This window comes from Streptomyces sp. NPDC005151 (genome assembly GCF_053599875.1).
In genome coordinates, this window is the sequence record NZ_JBSFYR010000019.1 from 1 (window position 1) to 18,180 (window position 18,180).

Below are 18,180 nucleotides of genomic sequence, written 5' to 3' on the forward strand. Positions count from 1 at the left end.
CACCTTGCCGGATCGAATGTGTCACCACATCCAACCGTCTCACCAGTTCTGGCCGTGACTAGCAACCCGGTGAACCTTCCCGGTCACAGCACTAGCGGCCGCCCAGCGGGGCACGCGATCCGGTTTCGGGTACCGGGGGAACGTGTCACGGCCCCGCGCGCAGTACCTGGGCCACCACCGGCCCCGCCGCGTCGCCGCCGTGGCCGCCGGACTGGACGACGGCCGCTGCCGCCAGGTCATTGCTGAAGCCGGTGAACCAGCTGTTGGACGTGGACTGGCTGTCCACCTCCGCCGAGCCCGTCTTGGCGCCCTTGTCGCCGCCCACGCCTGCCATGGCTGTCGTGCCAGTGCCGCTCGGGCTGGTCGCGGTGTAGCGCATCATCTGCCGCAGCTGCTCCGCCACGTTTCCCGGCAGTTCGCGGGCGGTGGCGAACGGACGGTCGTCCAGGTCCTGGGCGACGAGATACGGCTGCTTGAAAGCGCCGTTCTTCGCGGTCGCGGTGACCGACGCCATGTTCAGCGGGCTCATGAGGATCTTGCCCTGGCCGATGTACGAGGCCGCGGTCTCGGCCCCCGAGGACTCGGGGACGGAGCCGTCGAAGGACGGCACACCGGTCTGCCAGTTGTCCCGGCCGAGGCCGAAGTAGTCACGGGCTTCCTGGCCCAGTGCCGTACCGGCCCGGTCGCCCAGCGGCTTGACCGGCTTGATGAAGGCTGTGTTGCAGGACCGGGCGAAGGCGTCCCGCAGGGTGCCGTCGGCAATGGAGAAGTCCTTCAGGTTATGGAAGACCACTCCCTCCCACGACACGGTGGACGGGCACTCCACCTTCGATCCCGCACTCCCGAGACCGTTCTGGACGATCATCGCGGCCGTGACGATCTTCATCGTGGATCCCGGGGCCAACTGGCCCGACATGGCAGCGTTGTAGCCGTCCTTCCGGTTGTTGGCGATCGCCCGTATCGCCCCGGTCGTCGGTTGGACCGCCGCCACGGACGTTTCCCCGAACCGCTTCACGGCCTGCTCCGCAGCCGCCTGTATCCCCGCGTCCAGCGTGGTCTGCAGCTTGCCCGGCCTGCCCTTGGCGAGGGTCAGCAGGGTCTTGTCCGGCCCGTCCGTGTTCGCGCTCTCGATCCAGGTCTCGATACCGGCCGTGCCGCCGGCCTTCTCCCCGTACTTCTCGCGCAGGGCGTCCAGGATCGGGCCCAGGGAGGGGTACTTCTCCTTGGTGAGCACCCTGCCGTTGCGGTCGACGGCCTCGATCGACGGCGCCGACGCCTCACCCGTCTTCAGCGACGCACCGGCCGTCAACTGCGGGTGGACCACGGCGGGGGCCCAGTCGACCAGTGGCCGGCCGGTGGTCAGGCCGCGCACCACGGTCAGTTCGGAGGAGTACGACCAGGGCTTGCTCTTCCCCTCGAACGACACGGTCGCCTTCACCGTGTAGGGCACCTTCGTACCGACCGCCGGGCCCGGAGTGATCACCGCATCGGTGACGTGGGCGCTCTCGCGGTAGCCGCTCAGGGCCGGTTCGGCCTCGGTCGCGTTGTTCGTGAGCTGGGACGCGACGGTCGCGTCACCGCTCGCCCAGGCCTTGAGGAACTTCTTCGACGTGTCGTCGATCTCCGCCTTGGTGACCGGCCCCGTCTTCACTTCGGCGGACGTGGACTTGCTGTCCGTACCGTCGCCGCCACCGCCGTTCAGCCCGTCCAGGACGTTGTACGCGCCGTAGCCCACCCCGCCGACCACGACCGCGAACACTCCGCCGACTATCGCGACCTTCGCTCCACTGCGCATCCCTGCAGTCCCCCTCCCCAGGAGTTCCCCTTGAACGTGTTCAAGGGGATGCTGCTGGGCACCCTACGGGACTGTGGTGACAGTCGAGATGGTTGTTATAAGGAACGCGATACGTGTGGCGTGAATGCAACGGTCGAATCATGGTGTGCCGGTCAAATCCAGGTATCCAGCCACATCCGGTCCCGCCAGGACTCGTCGGGAATGGGCGATCCCGTGTAGATGGGCCAGAAATAAATGAAGTTCCAGATGATCAGCAGGACCAGCACGCCCGCCGCGATCGCGCCCAGCGTGCGCCGCCGTTCGCCCGAGGGATCGCCGGTGATGAGGCCAAGCTCCTGTCTGGGGCCGCTCCCCGCCGCAGGGCCGAGCATCGCACCGATCATCATCGCCACCGCCAGACAGAGGAACGGCACGAAGACGACCGCGTAGAAGAGGAAGATCGTCCGCTCCTGGTAGAGGAACCAGGGCAGCCAGCCCGCCGCCACCCCGCACGCGATCGCACCCGCCCGCCAGTCGCGGCGGAAGAACCAGCGCCACAGCACGTACAGCAGCGCGAAGCACGCGGCCCACCACAGCAGCGGTGTGCCGATCGCCAGGACCTCGCGGGCGCACTTGCCGGTCGCCGAACCCGTGCAGCCGTTCTGCTCCTCCGGGTAGAAGTACGAGACGGGACGGCCCAGGACGATCCAGCTCCAGGGGTTCGACTGGTACGTGTGCCCCGAGGTCAGGTTCACGTGGAACTCGTAGACCTGGTACTCGTAGTGCCACAGGCTGCGCAGCCAGTCCGGCAGCCAGGTCCAGTGGCCGCCCGCTCCGTCGGTCGTCGCCCAGTCCCGGTAGTAGCCGTGGCGCTGGGGGTCGTTCCTGATGATCCAGCCGGTCCAGGACGCGAGGTACGTCAGGATCGCGACCGGCACCGTCGAGACGAACGCCGGCAGCAGATCGCGTTTGATCACCGCCTGGTACGGGCGGACCGCACCGGCCGTCCGGCGGGCGCCGACATCCCACAACACCGTCATCAGGCCGAACGCGACCAGGAAGTACAGCCCGTTCCACTTCGTGCCGGACGCCAGGCCCAGCGAGAGCCCCGCAGCGATCCGCCACGGCCGCCACCCCAGCCGCAGCGTCTCCGCGATCTGCGTGTCCGGGCGCAGCACGCCCTCCGCGTCGACCGGCAGCGCCGCAGCCAGCCTGCGCCGCGCCCAGTCCCGGTCGATCAGCAGGCAGCCGAACGCCCCCAGCACGAAGAACATCAGCACCAGGTCGAGCAGCGCCGTGCGGCTCATCACGAAGTGCAGCCCGTCGACGGCGAGCAGCGCGCCCGCCAGGCATCCCAGGAACGTCGACCGGAACAGCCGCCGCCCGATCCGGCACAGCATCAGCACCGACAGCGTGCCGAGCACCGCCACCATGAACCGCCAGCCGAACGGCGTGAACCCGAAGAGCTGCTCACCGAACCCGATGATCCACTTGCCGACCGGCGGATGCACCACATAACCGGGATCCGTCGGCACCGGCACCAGCGACGGGTCGGCCAGGATCGACTTGTCGACGTCCTTCGGCCAGGACCCCTCGTACCCCTGCTTGATCAGGGCCCAGGAGTCCTTGGCGTAGTACGTCTCATCGAATATCACCGCCTTCGGGCTGCCCAGATGCCAGAACCGCAGCACCCCGGCGACCAGCGCCACCAGCAGTGGCCCGCCCCAGGCCGACCACCGCACCAGCCGGCCGGCCGTCGGCGGGGACACCCCCAGCACAGCCCAGAGCTGCTGTCCCGGCCGGGTGTACGTCGGGACCAGCCGTTCACGCAGCCCGATTACGGAGCGGGGCGTATGGCCGAAGCGGCGCAGCCGCTGCTGCCAGGACGGCAGCTCTTCACCGTGCTGGTTCCCGGCGTCTTGACCCTGCTGGGCATCGGGCGCAGTACTCGTCACCGCGCCATCGTAGGGAACGCATCTGTGCGACTGCTGTCGCCCGTGCTGGGAGGATGGCTGATGTGACTGGAACGACTGGAACGCTGGTACTCGCAGGAACCCCCATCGGCGATGTGGCGGACGCCCCGCCACGGCTTGCCGCCGAACTGGAGACGGCCGATGTCGTCGCCGCGGAGGACACCCGTCGGCTGCGCCGTCTGACGCAGGCGCTCGGCATCCACACCACGGGGCGTGTCGTCTCCTACTTCGAGGGCAACGAGTCGGCCCGTACGCCCGAACTCGTCGAGGCGCTGATGGGCGGCGCCCGGGTGCTGCTGGTCACGGACGCCGGGATGCCGTCGGTCTCCGACCCCGGCTACCGGCTCGTCGCCGCCGCCGTGGAGAAGGACATCAAGGTCACCGCGGTCCCCGGCCCGTCCGCCGTGCTCACCGCGCTCGCCCTGTCCGGGCTGCCCGTCGACCGGTTCTGCTTCGAGGGTTTCCTGCCGCGCAAGGCCGGCGAACGGCTCGGCCGGCTCCGAGAGGTCGCCGACGAGCGCCGCACCATGGTCTTCTTCGAGGCCCCGCACCGGCTCGACGACACCCTCGCCGCGATGGCCGAGGTGTTCGGCAGCGACCGCCGGGCCGCCGTGTGCCGGGAGCTGACCAAGACGTACGAGGAAGTGAAGCGCGGCCCGCTGGGCGATCTCGCGGTCTGGGCGGCCGAAGGCGTACGCGGCGAGATCACCGTCGTCGTCGAGGGCGCTGCGGAATCGGCGGAGGAACTGGACGCCGCCGAGCTGGTACGCAGGGTGCAGGTGCGCGAGGAGGCGGGGGAGCGGCGCAAGGAGGCGATCGCCGCCGTCGCCGCGGCCGCCGGCCTGCCCAAACGCGACGTTTTCGATGCGGTCGTCGCGGCAAAGAATGCGGCTCGGACCGGCCCAGCAGACGGCAAAGGTCTATCGTAAAAAGCAAAGCGCGAGCCGCGCACCGGCCACTTTTGCCACGAGAAGGCCAAGACCGCTCCAACACTCGACAGGACCTGGTGCGCTCCCGCCGGTAAAGGCGTCCACTGAATCAGGGACGCATTCTCCGGAGTGCTTGTCCGGCGGACAAGAGGAGCAGGCATGAGCGACATCGCAGCAACCACCGTGCATGAGGCGTATGCCTTCGCCTGCATGGGTTGCGGACACGGTTGGGAACAGGTCTACGACATCGAGCACCACACGGACGGCCGCGGCCAGCCCTTCGTCGTGTACCGCGTGCAGGGGCAGCTCGTTCCCTCACCGCTGAACCGGCTCACCTGCCTCAACTGCGACGGGCACAAAGTCCGCATCATGCGCGCCGGGCAGGTCTCCTCCATCGCGGAAACCCTGCGACGCCTGAACTTCGCGACCCCGACCGGCGCCACCGCCGGGCCCATACCGTCTTCGGAGAGCGCGTCGGAGCGCTCCCCGCACCAGTGGCGTTTCGTGCATATGTTTCGCGCGCGGCAGCGCCGTAAGTGAGGTCCGGGCCCGGTGACACCGGGCTCTCATAGGATCGCCCTATGAGCCCCAAGGACGCCCCGCCGCTGCCCGAACCCCTTCGGGTACCGGTCGCCGATTCGCACACCCATCTGGACATGCAGGACGCCACCGTCGAGGAGGGCCTGGCCAGGGCCGCGGCGGTCAACGTCACCACCGTGATCCAGGTGGGCTGCGACGTGAAGGGCTCGCGCTGGGCCGCCGAGACCGCCGCCGCGCACCCGAGTGTTTACGCGGCGGTGGCGCTCCACCCCAACGAGGCGCCGCGCATCGTGCACGGGGACCCGGAGGGCAGGTCGCGGCAGGGTGGCCGGGAACCCGGCGGGAAGGCGGCACTCGACGAGGCGCTCGCCGAGATCGACCGGCTGGCCGCCCTCGACCAGGTGCGCGGCGTCGGTGAGACCGGGCTCGATTACTTCCGTACCGGCCCCGAGGGCATGGCCGCCCAGGAGGAGTCCTTCCGGGCCCACATCGAGATCGCCAAACGGCACGGCAAGGCGCTCGTCATCCACGACCGCGAGGCGCACGCCGATGTGCTGCGCGTCCTCGCCGACGCGGGCGCCCCCGAGCGGACCGTGTTCCACTGCTACTCCGGTGACGCCGAGATGGCCCGGATCTGCGCGGACGCCGGGTACTTCATGTCGTTCGCGGGCAATGTGACGTTCAAGAACGCCCAGCCGCTGCGGGACGCGCTGTCCGTGGCGCCGATCGAGCTGGTCCTGGTGGAGACGGACGCGCCGTTCCTCACCCCCGCCCCGTACCGCGGACGCCCCAACGCGCCGTATCTCATTCCCGTCACGCTCCGTGCCATGGCGGAGGTGAAGGGCGTCGACGAGGACACCCTGGCGTCGGCGATCAACGAGAACACGGCTCGCGCGTTCGATTACTGACGCATCGCGCCATGACGGTGTGCAGCCGCGCCGCTTTGGAGAGTGACAGAAGGTCCACTGTCGTCCCGGACGCCCCTCGGGCGACCGGGACGGACGGATCTTCTGGAGCGTCGTGAGCAATCTGCAGGGCAGTCACCGTGCGGCAGCCGGCAGGGGTACGGCGGTGGGGACGCCGCCGAACGTCCCCGCGCCGTTGTCGCTCGCTGAGCCGGTCCATGAGTCGTTCCACGAGGAGCAGACGCTCGTCGCCCCGGGGCCGGTCCACGAACCGACCGTCGTCGACACCCAGGTGCCACCTCCCGCCCCCGCGGGCATCCGCACCGGCGGCCGGGCCGAGGCCCGGCGTGCCGCACGGCGGCACAGGGCCCCCGTCCGCCCGGAGAACCTGCGCCGACTCGTCCCGCAGGCCCTGGTCATCGCCTTCCTGGCAGGCGGCACCACCGCCTTCCTCGCCGACGACAAAGCGGTGGAACTCACTGTCGATGGGGAGCCGCGCACCCTGCACACGTTCGCCGACGACATCGACGAGCTCCTCGACGAGCAGGGCATCACCGTCGGCGCCCATGACGTCCTCACCCCCGCGCGCGGCAGTGAGCTCGCACACGGCGACGAGGTCACCGTCCGGCACAGCCGCCCGGTGACCCTCACCCTCGACGGGGTCCGGCGCCGGGTGTGGACCACCGCCGACACGGTCGACGGCGCCCTGCGCCAGCTCGGGGTGCGCGCCGAGGGGGCGTACCTCTCCGCGACCCGCTCCTCCGCGATCGGCCGGACCGGGCTCGCCCTGGACGTCCGTACCGAACGCACCGTGACCTTCATGGCCGACGGCCGGGAACGCACCGTCCGCACCAACGCCGCGACCGTCCGCGAGGCCATCGACGAGGCGGGCATCACGCTGCGCGGCGAGGACACCACCTCTGTGGACCCGCAGAGCTTCCCGCGCGACGGCCAGACGGTCTCCGTCATGCGGATCACCGGCTCCCGCGAGGTGCGCGAGGAGCCCATCCCGTACGCCGAGCAACGCTCCGAGGACCCTTCGCTCTTCGCCGGTACGGAAGTCGTCGAGCGCGAGGGCAGGCCGGGCGCCCGCCGGATCACGTACGCCGTGCGGACCGTCAACGGCGTCCGGCAGCGGCCCCGGGCGCTGGACGCGGAGACCGTCCGCACGCCGGTCGACCGGATCGTGAAGGTCGGCACCGGGCGGCAGCCGCAGTCGGTGGCGGACGTGGACGGGCTGAACTGGCACGGGCTCGCGGCCTGCGAGTCCGGCGGCCGGCCCGGGGCGGTCGGCGCCAGCGGCACGTACGGCGGGCTGTACCAGTTCGACAGGCAGACCTGGCATGCCCTCGGCGGCAGAGGGCGCCCGCAGGACGCCCCGGCGTCCGAGCAGACGTTCCGGGCGAAGAAGCTCTACGTGCAACGGGGGGCGAGCCCGTGGCCGCACTGCGGCCGTAGGCTTACCGGGTGAGCAGCACAGAGCCCGACGCCCTCCTGGGGCCCGCAGACATCCGCGACCTGGCCGCGAAGCTGGGCGTACGTCCCACGAAGCAGCGCGGTCAGAACTTCGTCATCGACGCCAATACCGTCCGCAGGATCGTGCGGACCGCGCAGGTCCGCCCGGACGACGTGGTGGTGGAAGTCGGGCCGGGGCTGGGTTCGCTGACCCTGGCGCTGCTGGAGGCGGCGGACCGGGTCGTCGCCGTCGAGATCGACGACGTGCTCGCGGCGGCGCTGCCCGCCACGGTCGCGGCCCGGATGCCGGGCCGCGCCGACCGGTTCTCGCTCGTCCACTCCGATGCGATGCTGGTCACGGAGCTGCCGGGCCCGGCGCCCACCGCCCTCGTCGCCAACCTGCCGTACAACGTCGCCGTGCCGGTCCTGCTGACGATGCTGGAGCGGTTCCCGACCATCGAGCGGACCCTGGTCATGGTGCAGGCCGAGGTCGCCGACCGGCTGGCCGCCCGGCCGGGCAACAAGGTCTACGGCGTGCCCTCGGTGAAGGCCAACTGGTACGCGGACGTCAAGCGGGCCGGGTCCATCGGTCGCACCGTCTTCTGGCCGGCCCCCAACGTCGACTCCGGTCTGGTGTCGCTGGTCCGGCGCACCGAGCCGATCACGACGACCGCGAGCCGGGCCGAGGTCTTCGCCGTCGTCGACGCGGCGTTCGCCCAGCGCCGCAAGACGCTCCGGGCGGCCCTGGCCGGCTGGGCGGGTTCCGCGCCCGCCGCCGAGGCGGCCCTGGTCGCGGCCGGGATCTCGCCGCAGGCACGGGGCGAAGCGCTGACGGTCGAGGAGTTCGCGGCCATCGCCGAGAACAAGCCCGCCCTGAAGACCGATGAGGACCAGACCGCCGGGAGCAATGAGTGAGCGTCACCGTCCGCGTCCCCGCCAAGGTCAACGTCCAGCTCGCGGTAGGTGCTGCGCGCCCCGACGGCTTCCATGACCTGGCCAACGTCTTCCTCGCCGTCGGCCTGTACGACGAGGTGACCGTCACCCCCGCCGACGAGCTGACGGTCACCTGCTCGGGCCCGGACGCCGCCCAGGTCCCGCTGGACGCCTCCAACCTCGCAGCCCGCGCCGCGATCGCGCTCGCCGAACGCCATGGCATCGCGCCCCACGTGCACATCCACATCGCCAAGGACATCCCTGTCGCGGGCGGCATGGCGGGCGGCAGCGCCGACGGTGCGGCAGCGCTGCTCGCCTGCGACGCCCTCTGGTCCACCGGCGCCACCTGGGACGAGCTGCTCGCCATCTGCGCGGAACTCGGCAGCGACGTGCCGTTCTCCCTGGTCGGCGGCGCTGCCCTCGGGATCGGCCGCGGCGAACAACTGACCACGATCGACGTCGGCGGCACCTTCCACTGGGTCTTCGCGGTCGCCGACGGCGGGCTCTCCACCCCGGCCGTCTACGGCGAGTTCGACCGGCTCACCGCGGACACCGACGTCCCGGCACCGGCGGCCTCCCCGGCGCTCCTCGACGCTCTGCGCACCGGCGACACCCACGCGCTCGCCGGTGCGCTGTCCAACGACCTGCAGCCCGCCGCGCTGTCCCTGCGGCCCTCGCTCGCCGACACCCTCGCCGCGGGCACCGGGGCGGGCGCCCTGGCCGCCCTGGTCTCGGGCTCCGGGCCGACCACCGCGTTCCTGGTGGCGGACGCCGAGTCGGCGTGGAAGGTCGCGGACGCGCTGCTGACGTCGGGGACCTGCCGGACCGCGCGCGTCGCGGTGTCCCCGGCGCCGGGTGCCACGGTGCTCTGACCGCGGGTGCCGCAGACCGGGTCGTGCCGGTCCCGGCCGGGTCGTGCCGGTCCCGGCCGGGACGCGCCCGTCCCGGCCGGGACGCGCCCGTCCCGGCCGGGACCCACGCTCGTGTCAGCCGAGCCGCACGCTCTTCTTCGCCAGCTCGTACGCCGGGAGCATCTCCTGGTGCTCCTGCGAGTCCAGCCCGCCGAGGTGCACCACGACCGGTCCGCTCGGGGTGGAGACGGCGAAGGCCCGCTCCTTCTTGGGCTCGTCCACCAGCTCGCTGCTGACGGTGTAGCCGACCTCGGCCGCGGTCAGGGAGCCGGCCTTCACATCGGTGTACGTGGCCCGGCCGGCGTTCGGATCGGCGGCCAGGAACGCCTTCAGGACCTGGCGTGGGGTGCCGTCGGTACGGTCCCCCGTCCACACCCGCAGGAAGCCGATGTTCCCGGCGGGCTTCGCGTCGATCTCGCAGACGAGCGTGACCGGGCCCTGCTTGCCCAGTTCGCTCAGTTCGTCGTCCTCGACGACCTGGACGGCCGCCGGCTTCCAGGAGGCCGCGAGGTCGAAGGTGACGGGCAGGGCGCAGGCAGAACCGGGGCCTCCGATGCTGCCGCCCTTCACCGCACTCCTTGCCGCGGTCCTCGGCTCCGGCGCCGTCTTCCTGCCGTTCCCGCCGTCGTCCGGGGCGGACGACGTGCAGCCGGTCACCGCCACCGACACCGCCGCCAGCACGGCCGTGACCGTGCCCCGTACCGAATTGCGCACCATGGAAATCCCCTGTCTCCGCCCTTGATCGATCGCCGCACGCTAACCCACCCGCGTGGCGATTACCCTGGGAGGTCGATCGATCCCCCAGTCAGGAGTGAAATGGCCGTCAATCTGGTCAATGTCGAGCAGGTCAGCAAGGTGTACGGCACCCGTGCCCTGCTCGACGGTGTGTCCCTCGGTGTGTCCGAGGGGGACCGGATCGGTGTCGTCGGCCGCAACGGCGACGGCAAGACGACCCTCATCCGGATGCTCGCCAAGCTGGAGGACGCGGACACCGGCCGCGTCACCCACAACGGCGGCCTGCGCCTCGGTGTCCTCACCCAGCACGATTCGCTCGACCCGAAGGCGACCGTCCGCCACGAGGTCATCGGCGATCTCGCCGACCACGAGTGGGCGGGCAGCGCCAAGATCCGTGACGTACTGACGGGACTCTTCGGCGGGCTCGACCTGCCCGGCCTCGAGCACGGCCTGGACACCGTCATCGCCCCGCTCTCCGGCGGCGAGCGGCGCCGGATCGCGCTCGCCAAGCTGCTCATCGCCGAACAGGACCTGATCGTCCTCGACGAGCCGACCAACCACCTCGACGTCGAGGGCATCTCCTGGCTGGCCCGGCACCTGCAGCGCCGGCGCTCGGCGCTGGTCTGCGTCACTCACGACCGGTGGTTCCTCGACCAGGTCTGTACGCGCATGTGGGACGTTCAGCGCGGCACCGTCCACGAGTACGAGGGCGGATACAGCGACTACGTCTTCGCCCGCGCCGAGCGCGAGCGGATCGCCGCGACCGAGGAGTCCAAGCGGCAGAACCTGATGCGCAAGGAGCTGGCCTGGCTGCGGCGCGGCGCCCCCGCCCGTACCTCGAAGCCGCGCTACCGCATCGAGGCGGCCAACGAGCTGATCGCCGATGTGCCGCCGCCGCGCGACACCAGCGAGCTGATGAAGTTCGCCAACGCCCGGCTCGGCAAAACCGTCTTCGACCTGGAGAACGTGACCGTCCAGGCCGGACCCAAGACGCTGCTCACCCACCTCACCTGGCACCTCGGCCCCGGCGACCGGATCGGCCTGGTCGGCGTCAACGGCGCGGGCAAGACCTCGCTGCTGCGGGCGCTCGCCGAGGCGGCCCGCACCCAGGGCGAGGCGCAGCCCGCGGCCGGGAAGATCGTCGTCGGCAAGACCGTCAAGCTCGCCTACCTCTCCCAGGAGGTCGCCGAGCTCAACCCGAACCTGCGGGTGCTGGAGGCCGTGCAGCAGGTGCGGGACCGGGTCGACCTCGGCAAGGGCCGGGAGATGACCGCGGGGCAGCTCTGCGAGCAGTTCGGCTTCTCGAAGGAGAAGCAGTGGACCCCGGTCGGCGACCTGTCCGGCGGCGAGCGGCGCCGGCTGCAGATCCTGCGCCTGCTGATGGACGAGCCGAACGTCCTCTTCCTCGACGAGCCCACCAACGATCTCGACATCGAGACTCTGACCCAGCTGGAGGACCTCCTCGACGGCTGGCCCGGGTCGATGATCGTGATCTCGCACGACCGGTTCTTCATCGAGCGGACCACGGACCGGGTGATGGCGCTCCTCGGTGACGCCGCGCTGCGGATGCTGCCGCGCGGCATCGACGAGTACATCGAGCGCAGGGAGCGGATGGAGGAGGCGTCCTCGTCCGCCCCGGCTGCCCCGGCGGTGAAGGAGTCCGGCGGGGCGGTGGCACCGGCGGTGTCCGCACAGGCGGCGCGGGCGGCGAAGAAGGAACTGCAGAAGATCGAGCGGCAGCTCGACAAGATGTCGAGCAGGGAGACGACCCTGCACGCACAGATCGCCGACAACGTCACGGACTTCGAGAAGGTGGCGAAACTGGACGCGGAGCTGCGGGAACTGGTCGCCGAGCGGGACGAGTTGGAGATGCGCTGGCTGGAACTGGCCGAGGACTCCTGACGGTTGCGCCGTTGCGGGCGGCGGTCCGGCGGATTCGACGGCGGCCCCGGCCGTTGGTGCTGATGGTGTGTTCGATACGGGTGGTACAAAGGAGGCCCGTTCGACCGCACCAAGGGGGACGTCCCGATGACCTGGCCGCTCGGCCCGCAGCCACAGCAGTCGCAGCCGCCGCAGGGGGAGTTCGGGGCTCCGTTCGAGCCGGTGGAACCCATGCGGCCGACCCAGGGGTACGGCCCGCAGGCCCCGCCTCCGGCGCAGCCCCAGCCAGGTCCGTACGGATACGGGTACGCCCCTCAGCAACCGCCGTACCCCGCCGGTCCGTCGGCCGGCGGACCGGGAGGGCGCACCCCCTCCCGGCGCCGCCGCACCGCGTTCGTCGCCGCGGTGGTCGCCGTGGTCCTGGTGGCCGGGGGCGGCGTCTGGTTCGCCGTCCGCGGGGGTGACGGCGGCGGCAAGCCCGTCGCACACGGCAGCGCCGACCCCAAGCCGCCCGCCGCCTCGCAGCCCGCCCCGCCCGCCGCGGAGGCCGATGCCGTCGACACCTCCGCACCGGTCGGCAAGCTCAACGCCGGGCGCAAGCCGGGCGAGGCCAAGGTCCTCTGGATGCGTGACAACGGCATCGACGTACCGCCGCTCGGCGCCGACGTGTACGGCCCCTGGCTGACCGGGGGCACCCTCGCCAAGGGCATGTACCGCACGGTCTCCGGCTACTCCGCCGCCGACGGCACCCGGAAGTGGAAGCTGGACCTTCCCGCCCCCCTGTGCGCCGCGCCGACGCTGCCCACCACCGACGGCAAGACGGTCGTCGCCCTCAACGACGGCACGGCGGCGGGCGCGGACTGCGCCGTGCTGCAGATGATCGACCTCACCACCGGCAAGGCGGGCTGGAAGAAGACGGTCGAGCGCAAGGGCGTCGTCGACCTGCTCTCGGACGTCGCCATGGGCATCAGCGGAGACCTGGTCACCTTCGGGCGGGCCGGCAACTCGGTGGGATACCGGGTCAGTGACGGCACGGAGGTGTTCGGCAAGCGGGAGGGCCTCTGCCAGCCGTTCGCGTTCACCAGCGGTCCCCGGCTGATCGCCGCGACCAACTGCCGCACCGACGCCGACACCCAGGACAAGGAGCGGGTCGAGGGGATCGACCCGGCCACCGGCAAGCCGAAGTGGACGTACCGGGTCAAGACCGGCTGGCGGGTCGCGCAGGTCTACTCGACGGATCCGCCGGTGATTTCGCTGAAGAAGGGCGTGGGCGAGAGCGGGGCGTGGGCCATCGTCACGCTGCGGGACAACGGCACGTACCGCTCCCAGATGATCGGCGGCAAGAACGAGAACTACGCCGTCACCTGTGACACGGACTTCGTGGTGAGCGGCAGGAACCTCGACGGCTGCGCCGGCGTCGCGGCCGACGGCGACACGTTCTACCTGGCGACCAAGCCCGTGACCGTGGACTCCGCTCTCACCAACAAGGTCGTCGCGTTCGACCTGAACACCGGCAAGGCCAAGTGGCGGGCTGCCGCCCCGGCCGGGCAGATCGTGCAGCCGCTGCGGATGGAGGGCCGGAACGTGCTCGTGCGGGTGGAGGGCACGTACCGCAAGGGCGGAGCCGTCGCCACCCTCGCTCCGACCGGCGGCGCCCTGAAGATGCTGCTGCGGCATCCGGCTTCGGCGTCCAAGGCCGAGAGCACCTTCAGCGCATCGAGGCTCGACTACGCGGGCGGCCGCTCCCTCCTGGTGAACGCGCGTGTCAGCGCGAACAACGACAAGGAGGAGCGGACGGTGAAGACGCTCATGGTCTTCGGCCCCTGAGACCGCCCGCGCAGCCCCCGGTGACCCGGGCTCCACGCCGGCCTCCGGCACGCCGGAGGCCGGCTGTCCGAACTGATGGCCGTTTGCACAGAGTTGGCACCCGCACATCCGGCACCCTCGGACGTCCGTGGCGGCCGCGACCGTCCGGAGCGTCCTCCGACTGCGTAACGGCGGCATCACAAGGCGGTTCTCCCTTGGGAACAGGGGATGAACCGACCCAGTGTTCGAACGTGTGCGGGTGGTACAAAGAAGCCCCGCTCGACTGTCGTGACGCCGCGGGAACCATGCCCGATTCGCTCCTTTCCGAAGGGAATTCAGCCCTGCGGAATCGCGGGGGAGACCGGAACGGGTACCGGACCGCACGAAGGGGGACGTGCTGATGACCCAGCCGCCCAGCCAGCAACCGCCGCAGGGAGGCTTCGGCGCTCCGCAGGAGCCGCCGCAGGGGAGTCCTCAACCGCCCGCGCAGCCGCCGCAGATGCCGGCCGCGCCGCCTGCTGCGCCTCCTGCCCAGCCGGGTTACGGCTATCCGCAGGCACCGGGTCAGGAGCCTGGCCAGGCACCCGGCTACGGCTACCCGCAGCAGCCCGGCCCGTACAGCCAGCCGGGCCCGTATGCCCAGCAGCCGGGCCCCTACGGCCAGCAGCCCGGACCGTACGGCCAGCAGCCGCAGCCCGGTTACGGCTACCCGCAGCAGCAGTACCCCGGCGCCCCGGTCCCCGGCGGCCCGGCGGGTCCCGGCGGCGGCAACCCCTTCAAGGGCAAGCCCGCAGTGATCATCGGTGCCTCGGTCGCGGCGCTGCTGGTCATCGGCGGTGGCGTGTTCCTCGCCACCAGCGGCGGTGACGACGACAAGAAGCCCGTCGCGCACGGGAGCGCCGACGACGAGAAGGCGAGCGCCTCGCCCTCCGTCAACGAGGGCAACGGCAACGGCGACGGCCGCGACGCCGGCGACGACGACCTCAACGCCGGGCGCAAGGCAGGCGAGGCGAAGGTCCTCTGGCTGCAGAAGAACGACGTCGACCTGCCGCGCAACGGCGCCGACGTGTACGGTCCGTGGGTCGTCGGCGACACCGTCGTCAAGGGCATGTACCGGGCGATCTCCGGCTACTCCGCGGCCGACGGCAAGCAGAAGTGGACGCTGAAGCTGCCCGCGGACCTGTGCGCTGCGCCCGCCCGGACCACCGCGGACGGCAAGATCGTCATCGGGGTCAAGAACGGCACGACCGACAAGGCCGACTGCGCGGACCTGCAGATGATCGACCTCAACACCGGCAAGGCCGGCTGGAAGAAGCCGATCAAGCAGAACGGCATCTGGGACATGATGTCGGACATCTCCCTCGCCATCAGCGGCGACACCGTGACCGTCGGACGCACCGGCAACTCCAATGCCTACCGCGTCAGTGACGGCAAGGATCTGTTCGGCAAGCAGTCGGGCAACTGCCAGCCGTACGCCTTCGCCGGCGGTACGAAGCTGATCGCCGCCTCCAGCTGCCGCACCGCCGACGTCGACAAGCCCCAGAACCAGATCCAGGAGCTCGACCCGGTCACCGGCAACCCCAAGTGGACGTACCGTCCCGCCGTGGGCTGGGAGGTCGACCGGGTCTACTCGGTGAGCCCGCTCGTCGTCTCGCTGACCCAGCGCGAGAAGGAGAAGTGGAGCATCCTCGCCATCAAGGAGAACGGCACGCTCCGTTCCCAGCTGGTCAGCGACAAGGGCGACAAGTTCGCGCCGGACTGCGGCAGCGCGTTCGCCATCTTCGGCAAGTCGCTGGAAGGCTGTGTCGGCGTCGCCGCCGACGCCAACACCTTCTACATGGCGACCACGGCCGACTCCAGCGGCACCGCCCGTACGAACAAGGTCGTGGCGTTCGACCTGAACACCGGCAAGCCCAAGTGGAAGGCCGCGGCCCCGGCCGAGCGGACCATGACGCCGCTGCGGATGGAGGGCGGCAACGTGCTGCTCTACCTGGAGGCCTCGTACAACAAGGGTGGCGGGATCGCCACCCTGGCACCGACCGGTGGTACCCCGCAGGTGCTGCTGCAGCACCCGGCGTCGACGTCCCAGATCGAGAGCTCGTTCTACAACCCGAAGATTGTCTACGCGGGCGGCCGTTCCTTCATCGCGAGCGGGGCGGTCAGCGCGACCAACGACAAGGAAGAGCTGGAGACGAAGACCATGATGGCCTTCGGCAAGTGACGGCTCACGCAGGCACCAGACGGACCATGACCGACCACGCCAGGTCCCGACCGACCGGCTCCCTTTCCCCCGAGGTACGTACGCCATGACACAGCCGCCCCAGCCGCCCAACGAGCCGCCCCAGGGCGGGTTCGGTGCCCCGCAGGACCTGCCGCCCGGAGGGTTCGGGGCACCGGCCCCGCCGCCCGCCGACCCGTTCGGCAAGCAGCCGGCCCCGCAGCCCCCGTCGCCCCAGACGCCGCCTGCCGGTGGGTTCGGTGCCCCGCAGACGCCGCCTGCCGGTGGGTTCGGTGCTCCGCAGATACCGCCCGCGGGTCCGCCGCAGCAGCAGCCCGGCTACGGCTACCCGCAGACCCCGCAGCAGCAGCCCGGCTACGGCTACCCGCAGACACTTCCGGGCGGCGGGTACGGCATGCCGCCCGGTCAGCCGCCGCAGCAGGGGTACGGCTACCCGACCGCTCCGATGCAGCCGCAGTACGTGCCGCCGCAGCAGGGCGGGAACGGCGGCAAGAAGTTCGGCACCCAGACGCAGATCATCGTCGCCGCAGTGGTCGCTGTGGCGCTGATCGTCGGCGGTGGCGTCTGGTTCGCCTCCAGCGGGGGCGGCGGCGGCAAGAAGAAGGAGGCGTCCAACTCCACCGGCACCACCGGTGAGGGCAAGGGCGGCTCCGGCAGCGGTCTCGGCGGCGGCAAGGAGAAGGCCCCGGCGAACACCAAGGCCACGGTCGCCTTCCAGCTCCCGGAACCGAAGGTCACCGACGTCACGGCGGTCAACGGTTCCTGGCTGACCGACAAGGCGTTCGTGAAGACCGGCCTGAACGAGATCGTCGCCTACGACAAGGTCAAGGGGACCAAGCTCTGGTCCATCCCGCTGGACGGCCAGCTCTGCGCCGCCTCCCGGCACATGTCCAAGGACTTCAAGACCGCCATCGCCTTCGGGGCGGGCAAGGCGACCAAGGCGAACAAGTACCCGCCGTGCACCCAGGTCGGTGCGCTCGACCTGACCACCGGCAAGCTGACGTGGAGCAAGTCGGTGACCGCCGCCAGCGGCGGTGACGAGCCGATCCGGTTCGACGAGATCACGCTCAGCGGCACCACGGTCGCCGCGGGCGGCACCGAGGGCGGCGCCGCATTCGACCTGGCGACCGGCGCCGAGCGCTGGAAGCCGAAGGTCAGCGCCGACGGGTGCTACGACAGGGGGTACGGCGGCGGCGACGCGCTCGCCGTGGTCCGCAAGTGCGGTACGTACGACGACCCGCAGCTCGTCATCCAGGCGCTGAACCCGACCACCGGAGCCCCGCTCTCCTCGTACAAGATGCCGCTCGGCGTCGAGTACGCGAGCATCGTCTCCACCAAGCCGCTGGTCGTCGCCGCCGACGTCGGCGACACCGCCGGTGACGGCAGTGGGATCTCGGACTTCTTCTCGATCGACGCGTCGACCGGCAAGCTGCTCACCAAGATCGCCGCGGACGGCGAGAAGTACGCCGCCCGCTGCGGCTCCACCGAGGTCGAGACCTGCCAGCATCTCGCGGTCGGCAACAACCGCATCTATCTGCCGACCGAGAGGCACGAGGGGAGCACGGGCGAATACGGCGACACCAACGAGATCGTCTCGTTCGACCTCACCACCGGCAAGCCGACCAGCGACAAGGCCGACGCGGGTGACCGGTACACGATGTTCCCGATCCGTATGGACGGGTCCAACATCATCGCGTACAAGGAGCCCCCGTACGACAAGGGCGGCCAGATCGTCTCCATCGACGGGTCCACCTTCAAGCAGACCGTGCTGCTGGAGAACCCGGCCGACGAGGCCGACCGGAACGCGGAGACCAGCTTCTCCGCGGACTACGCCGAGTTCCTCTACTCGGGCGGCCGGCTGTTCATCTCCGAGACGATGGTGAGCAAGCGGGGCGACAGCTCGCTCGACGCCGATCGGCACCTCGCGGTCTCGTTCGGCGCCGGCTGACGCCTTCACGGGAAGCACCACGCACCACAGCCCTGCCGGTCGATCGTCCGACCGGCAGGGCTGTTCGTTTGCCGCCCGGTTCCTGCTCCCTTCTGCCCGCTTGCCATCGGCCAAGTGCCCCTGAATGGCACATGATTCGGCATTCCGGGGG

The 18,180-nt window shown here is 70.7% G+C and carries 13 protein-coding genes; 10 read left to right on the forward strand and 3 right to left on the reverse strand.

What is annotated here, in order from left to right; genetic code table 11:
• Window positions 1-145: 145 nt before the first annotated feature.
• Both ACWD6R_RS13325 and ACWD6R_RS13330 read right to left on the reverse strand, forming a co-directional pair.
• Window positions 146-1,795 (reverse strand): penicillin-binding transpeptidase domain-containing protein, encoded by a 1,650-nt coding sequence (locus ACWD6R_RS13325; RefSeq protein WP_451818787.1) that lies wholly within the window; start codon window positions 1,793-1,795, stop codon window positions 146-148.
• Window positions 1,796-1,947: 152 nt separating this feature from the next.
• Window positions 1,948-3,729 (reverse strand): dolichyl-phosphate-mannose--protein mannosyltransferase, encoded by a 1,782-nt coding sequence (locus ACWD6R_RS13330; RefSeq protein ID WP_451818788.1) that lies wholly within the window; start codon window positions 3,727-3,729, stop codon window positions 1,948-1,950.
• A gap of 53 nt (window positions 3,730-3,782) precedes the next feature.
• On the opposite strand from ACWD6R_RS13330, the gene rsmI reads away from it, so the two are divergent.
• From rsmI to ACWD6R_RS13360, 6 genes are all read left to right on the forward strand, one after another.
• Window positions 3,783-4,676 (forward strand): 16S rRNA (cytidine(1402)-2'-O)-methyltransferase, encoded by an 894-nt coding sequence (gene rsmI / locus ACWD6R_RS13335; RefSeq protein ID WP_451818789.1) that lies wholly within the window; start codon window positions 3,783-3,785, stop codon window positions 4,674-4,676.
• Between the two features lie 159 nt (window positions 4,677-4,835).
• A complete protein-coding gene (locus ACWD6R_RS13340) occupies window positions 4,836-5,216 on the forward strand; it encodes a hypothetical protein (protein ID WP_451818790.1) in 381 nt (126 codons plus the stop codon).
• Window positions 5,217-5,257: 41 nt separating this feature from the next.
• Complete coding sequence (locus tag ACWD6R_RS13345; RefSeq protein WP_451818791.1) at window positions 5,258-6,124, forward strand: TatD family hydrolase; 867 nt, start codon at window positions 5,258-5,260, stop codon at window positions 6,122-6,124.
• 163 nt (window positions 6,125-6,287) lie between these two features.
• Complete coding sequence (locus ACWD6R_RS13350) at window positions 6,288-7,592, forward strand: ubiquitin-like domain-containing protein (protein ID WP_451818864.1); 1,305 nt, start codon at window positions 6,288-6,290, stop codon at window positions 7,590-7,592.
• Window positions 7,589-8,491, forward strand: coding sequence for a 16S rRNA (adenine(1518)-N(6)/adenine(1519)-N(6))-dimethyltransferase RsmA (gene rsmA / locus ACWD6R_RS13355; RefSeq protein ID WP_451818792.1), 903 nt, complete (start codon window positions 7,589-7,591; stop codon window positions 8,489-8,491). The genes ACWD6R_RS13350 and rsmA overlap by 4 nt, the downstream gene beginning before the upstream one ends.
• On the forward strand, window positions 8,488-9,381 hold the full coding sequence (locus ACWD6R_RS13360; protein ID WP_451818793.1) for a 4-(cytidine 5'-diphospho)-2-C-methyl-D-erythritol kinase: 894 nt from the start codon (window positions 8,488-8,490) through the stop codon (window positions 9,379-9,381). The genes rsmA and ACWD6R_RS13360 overlap by 4 nt, the downstream gene beginning before the upstream one ends.
• 114 nt (window positions 9,382-9,495) lie before the next feature.
• On the opposite strand, the gene ACWD6R_RS13365 is transcribed toward ACWD6R_RS13360, so the two are convergent.
• A complete protein-coding gene (locus tag ACWD6R_RS13365; protein ID WP_451818794.1) occupies window positions 9,496-10,137 on the reverse strand; it encodes a lipoprotein in 642 nt (213 codons plus the stop codon).
• Between the two features lie 99 nt (window positions 10,138-10,236).
• Between ACWD6R_RS13365 and ACWD6R_RS13370 the strand changes: the two genes are divergently transcribed.
• The 4 genes from ACWD6R_RS13370 (at window position 10,237) to ACWD6R_RS13385 (ending at window position 18,029) form a co-directional block, all read left to right on the forward strand.
• Window positions 10,237-12,057, forward strand: coding sequence for an ABC-F family ATP-binding cassette domain-containing protein (locus ACWD6R_RS13370; protein ID WP_451818795.1), 1,821 nt, complete (start codon window positions 10,237-10,239; stop codon window positions 12,055-12,057).
• 126 nt (window positions 12,058-12,183) lie between these two features.
• A complete protein-coding gene (locus ACWD6R_RS13375; protein WP_451818796.1) occupies window positions 12,184-13,863 on the forward strand; it encodes an outer membrane protein assembly factor BamB family protein in 1,680 nt (559 codons plus the stop codon).
• 379 nt (window positions 13,864-14,242) lie between these two features.
• On the forward strand, window positions 14,243-16,063 hold the full coding sequence (locus ACWD6R_RS13380) for an outer membrane protein assembly factor BamB family protein (RefSeq protein WP_451818797.1): 1,821 nt from the start codon (window positions 14,243-14,245) through the stop codon (window positions 16,061-16,063).
• An 85-nt stretch (window positions 16,064-16,148) separates the two neighbouring features.
• Window positions 16,149-18,029, forward strand: coding sequence for an outer membrane protein assembly factor BamB family protein (locus ACWD6R_RS13385; protein ID WP_451818798.1), 1,881 nt, complete (start codon window positions 16,149-16,151; stop codon window positions 18,027-18,029).
• Window positions 18,030-18,180 lie beyond the last annotated feature (151 nt).

Coding starts and splice junctions, on each gene's coding strand:
- ACWD6R_RS13345 (WP_451818791.1), top strand. CDS start 5,258: ATGAGCCCCAAGGACGCCCCGCCGCTGCCCGAACCCCTTCGGGTACCG.
- rsmI (WP_451818789.1), top strand. CDS start 3,783: ATGGCTGATGTGACTGGAACGACTGGAACGCTGGTACTCGCAGGAACC.
- ACWD6R_RS13375 (WP_451818796.1), top strand. CDS start 12,184: ATGACCTGGCCGCTCGGCCCGCAGCCACAGCAGTCGCAGCCGCCGCAG.
- ACWD6R_RS13340 (WP_451818790.1), top strand. CDS start 4,836: ATGAGCGACATCGCAGCAACCACCGTGCATGAGGCGTATGCCTTCGCC.
- ACWD6R_RS13370 (WP_451818795.1), top strand. CDS start 10,237: ATGGCCGTCAATCTGGTCAATGTCGAGCAGGTCAGCAAGGTGTACGGC.
- ACWD6R_RS13385 (WP_451818798.1), top strand. CDS start 16,149: ATGACACAGCCGCCCCAGCCGCCCAACGAGCCGCCCCAGGGCGGGTTC.
- ACWD6R_RS13325 (WP_451818787.1), bottom strand. CDS start 1,795: ATGCGCAGTGGAGCGAAGGTCGCGATAGTCGGCGGAGTGTTCGCGGTC.
- ACWD6R_RS13365 (WP_451818794.1), bottom strand. CDS start 10,137: ATGGTGCGCAATTCGGTACGGGGCACGGTCACGGCCGTGCTGGCGGCG.
- ACWD6R_RS13380 (WP_451818797.1), top strand. CDS start 14,243: ATGACCCAGCCGCCCAGCCAGCAACCGCCGCAGGGAGGCTTCGGCGCT.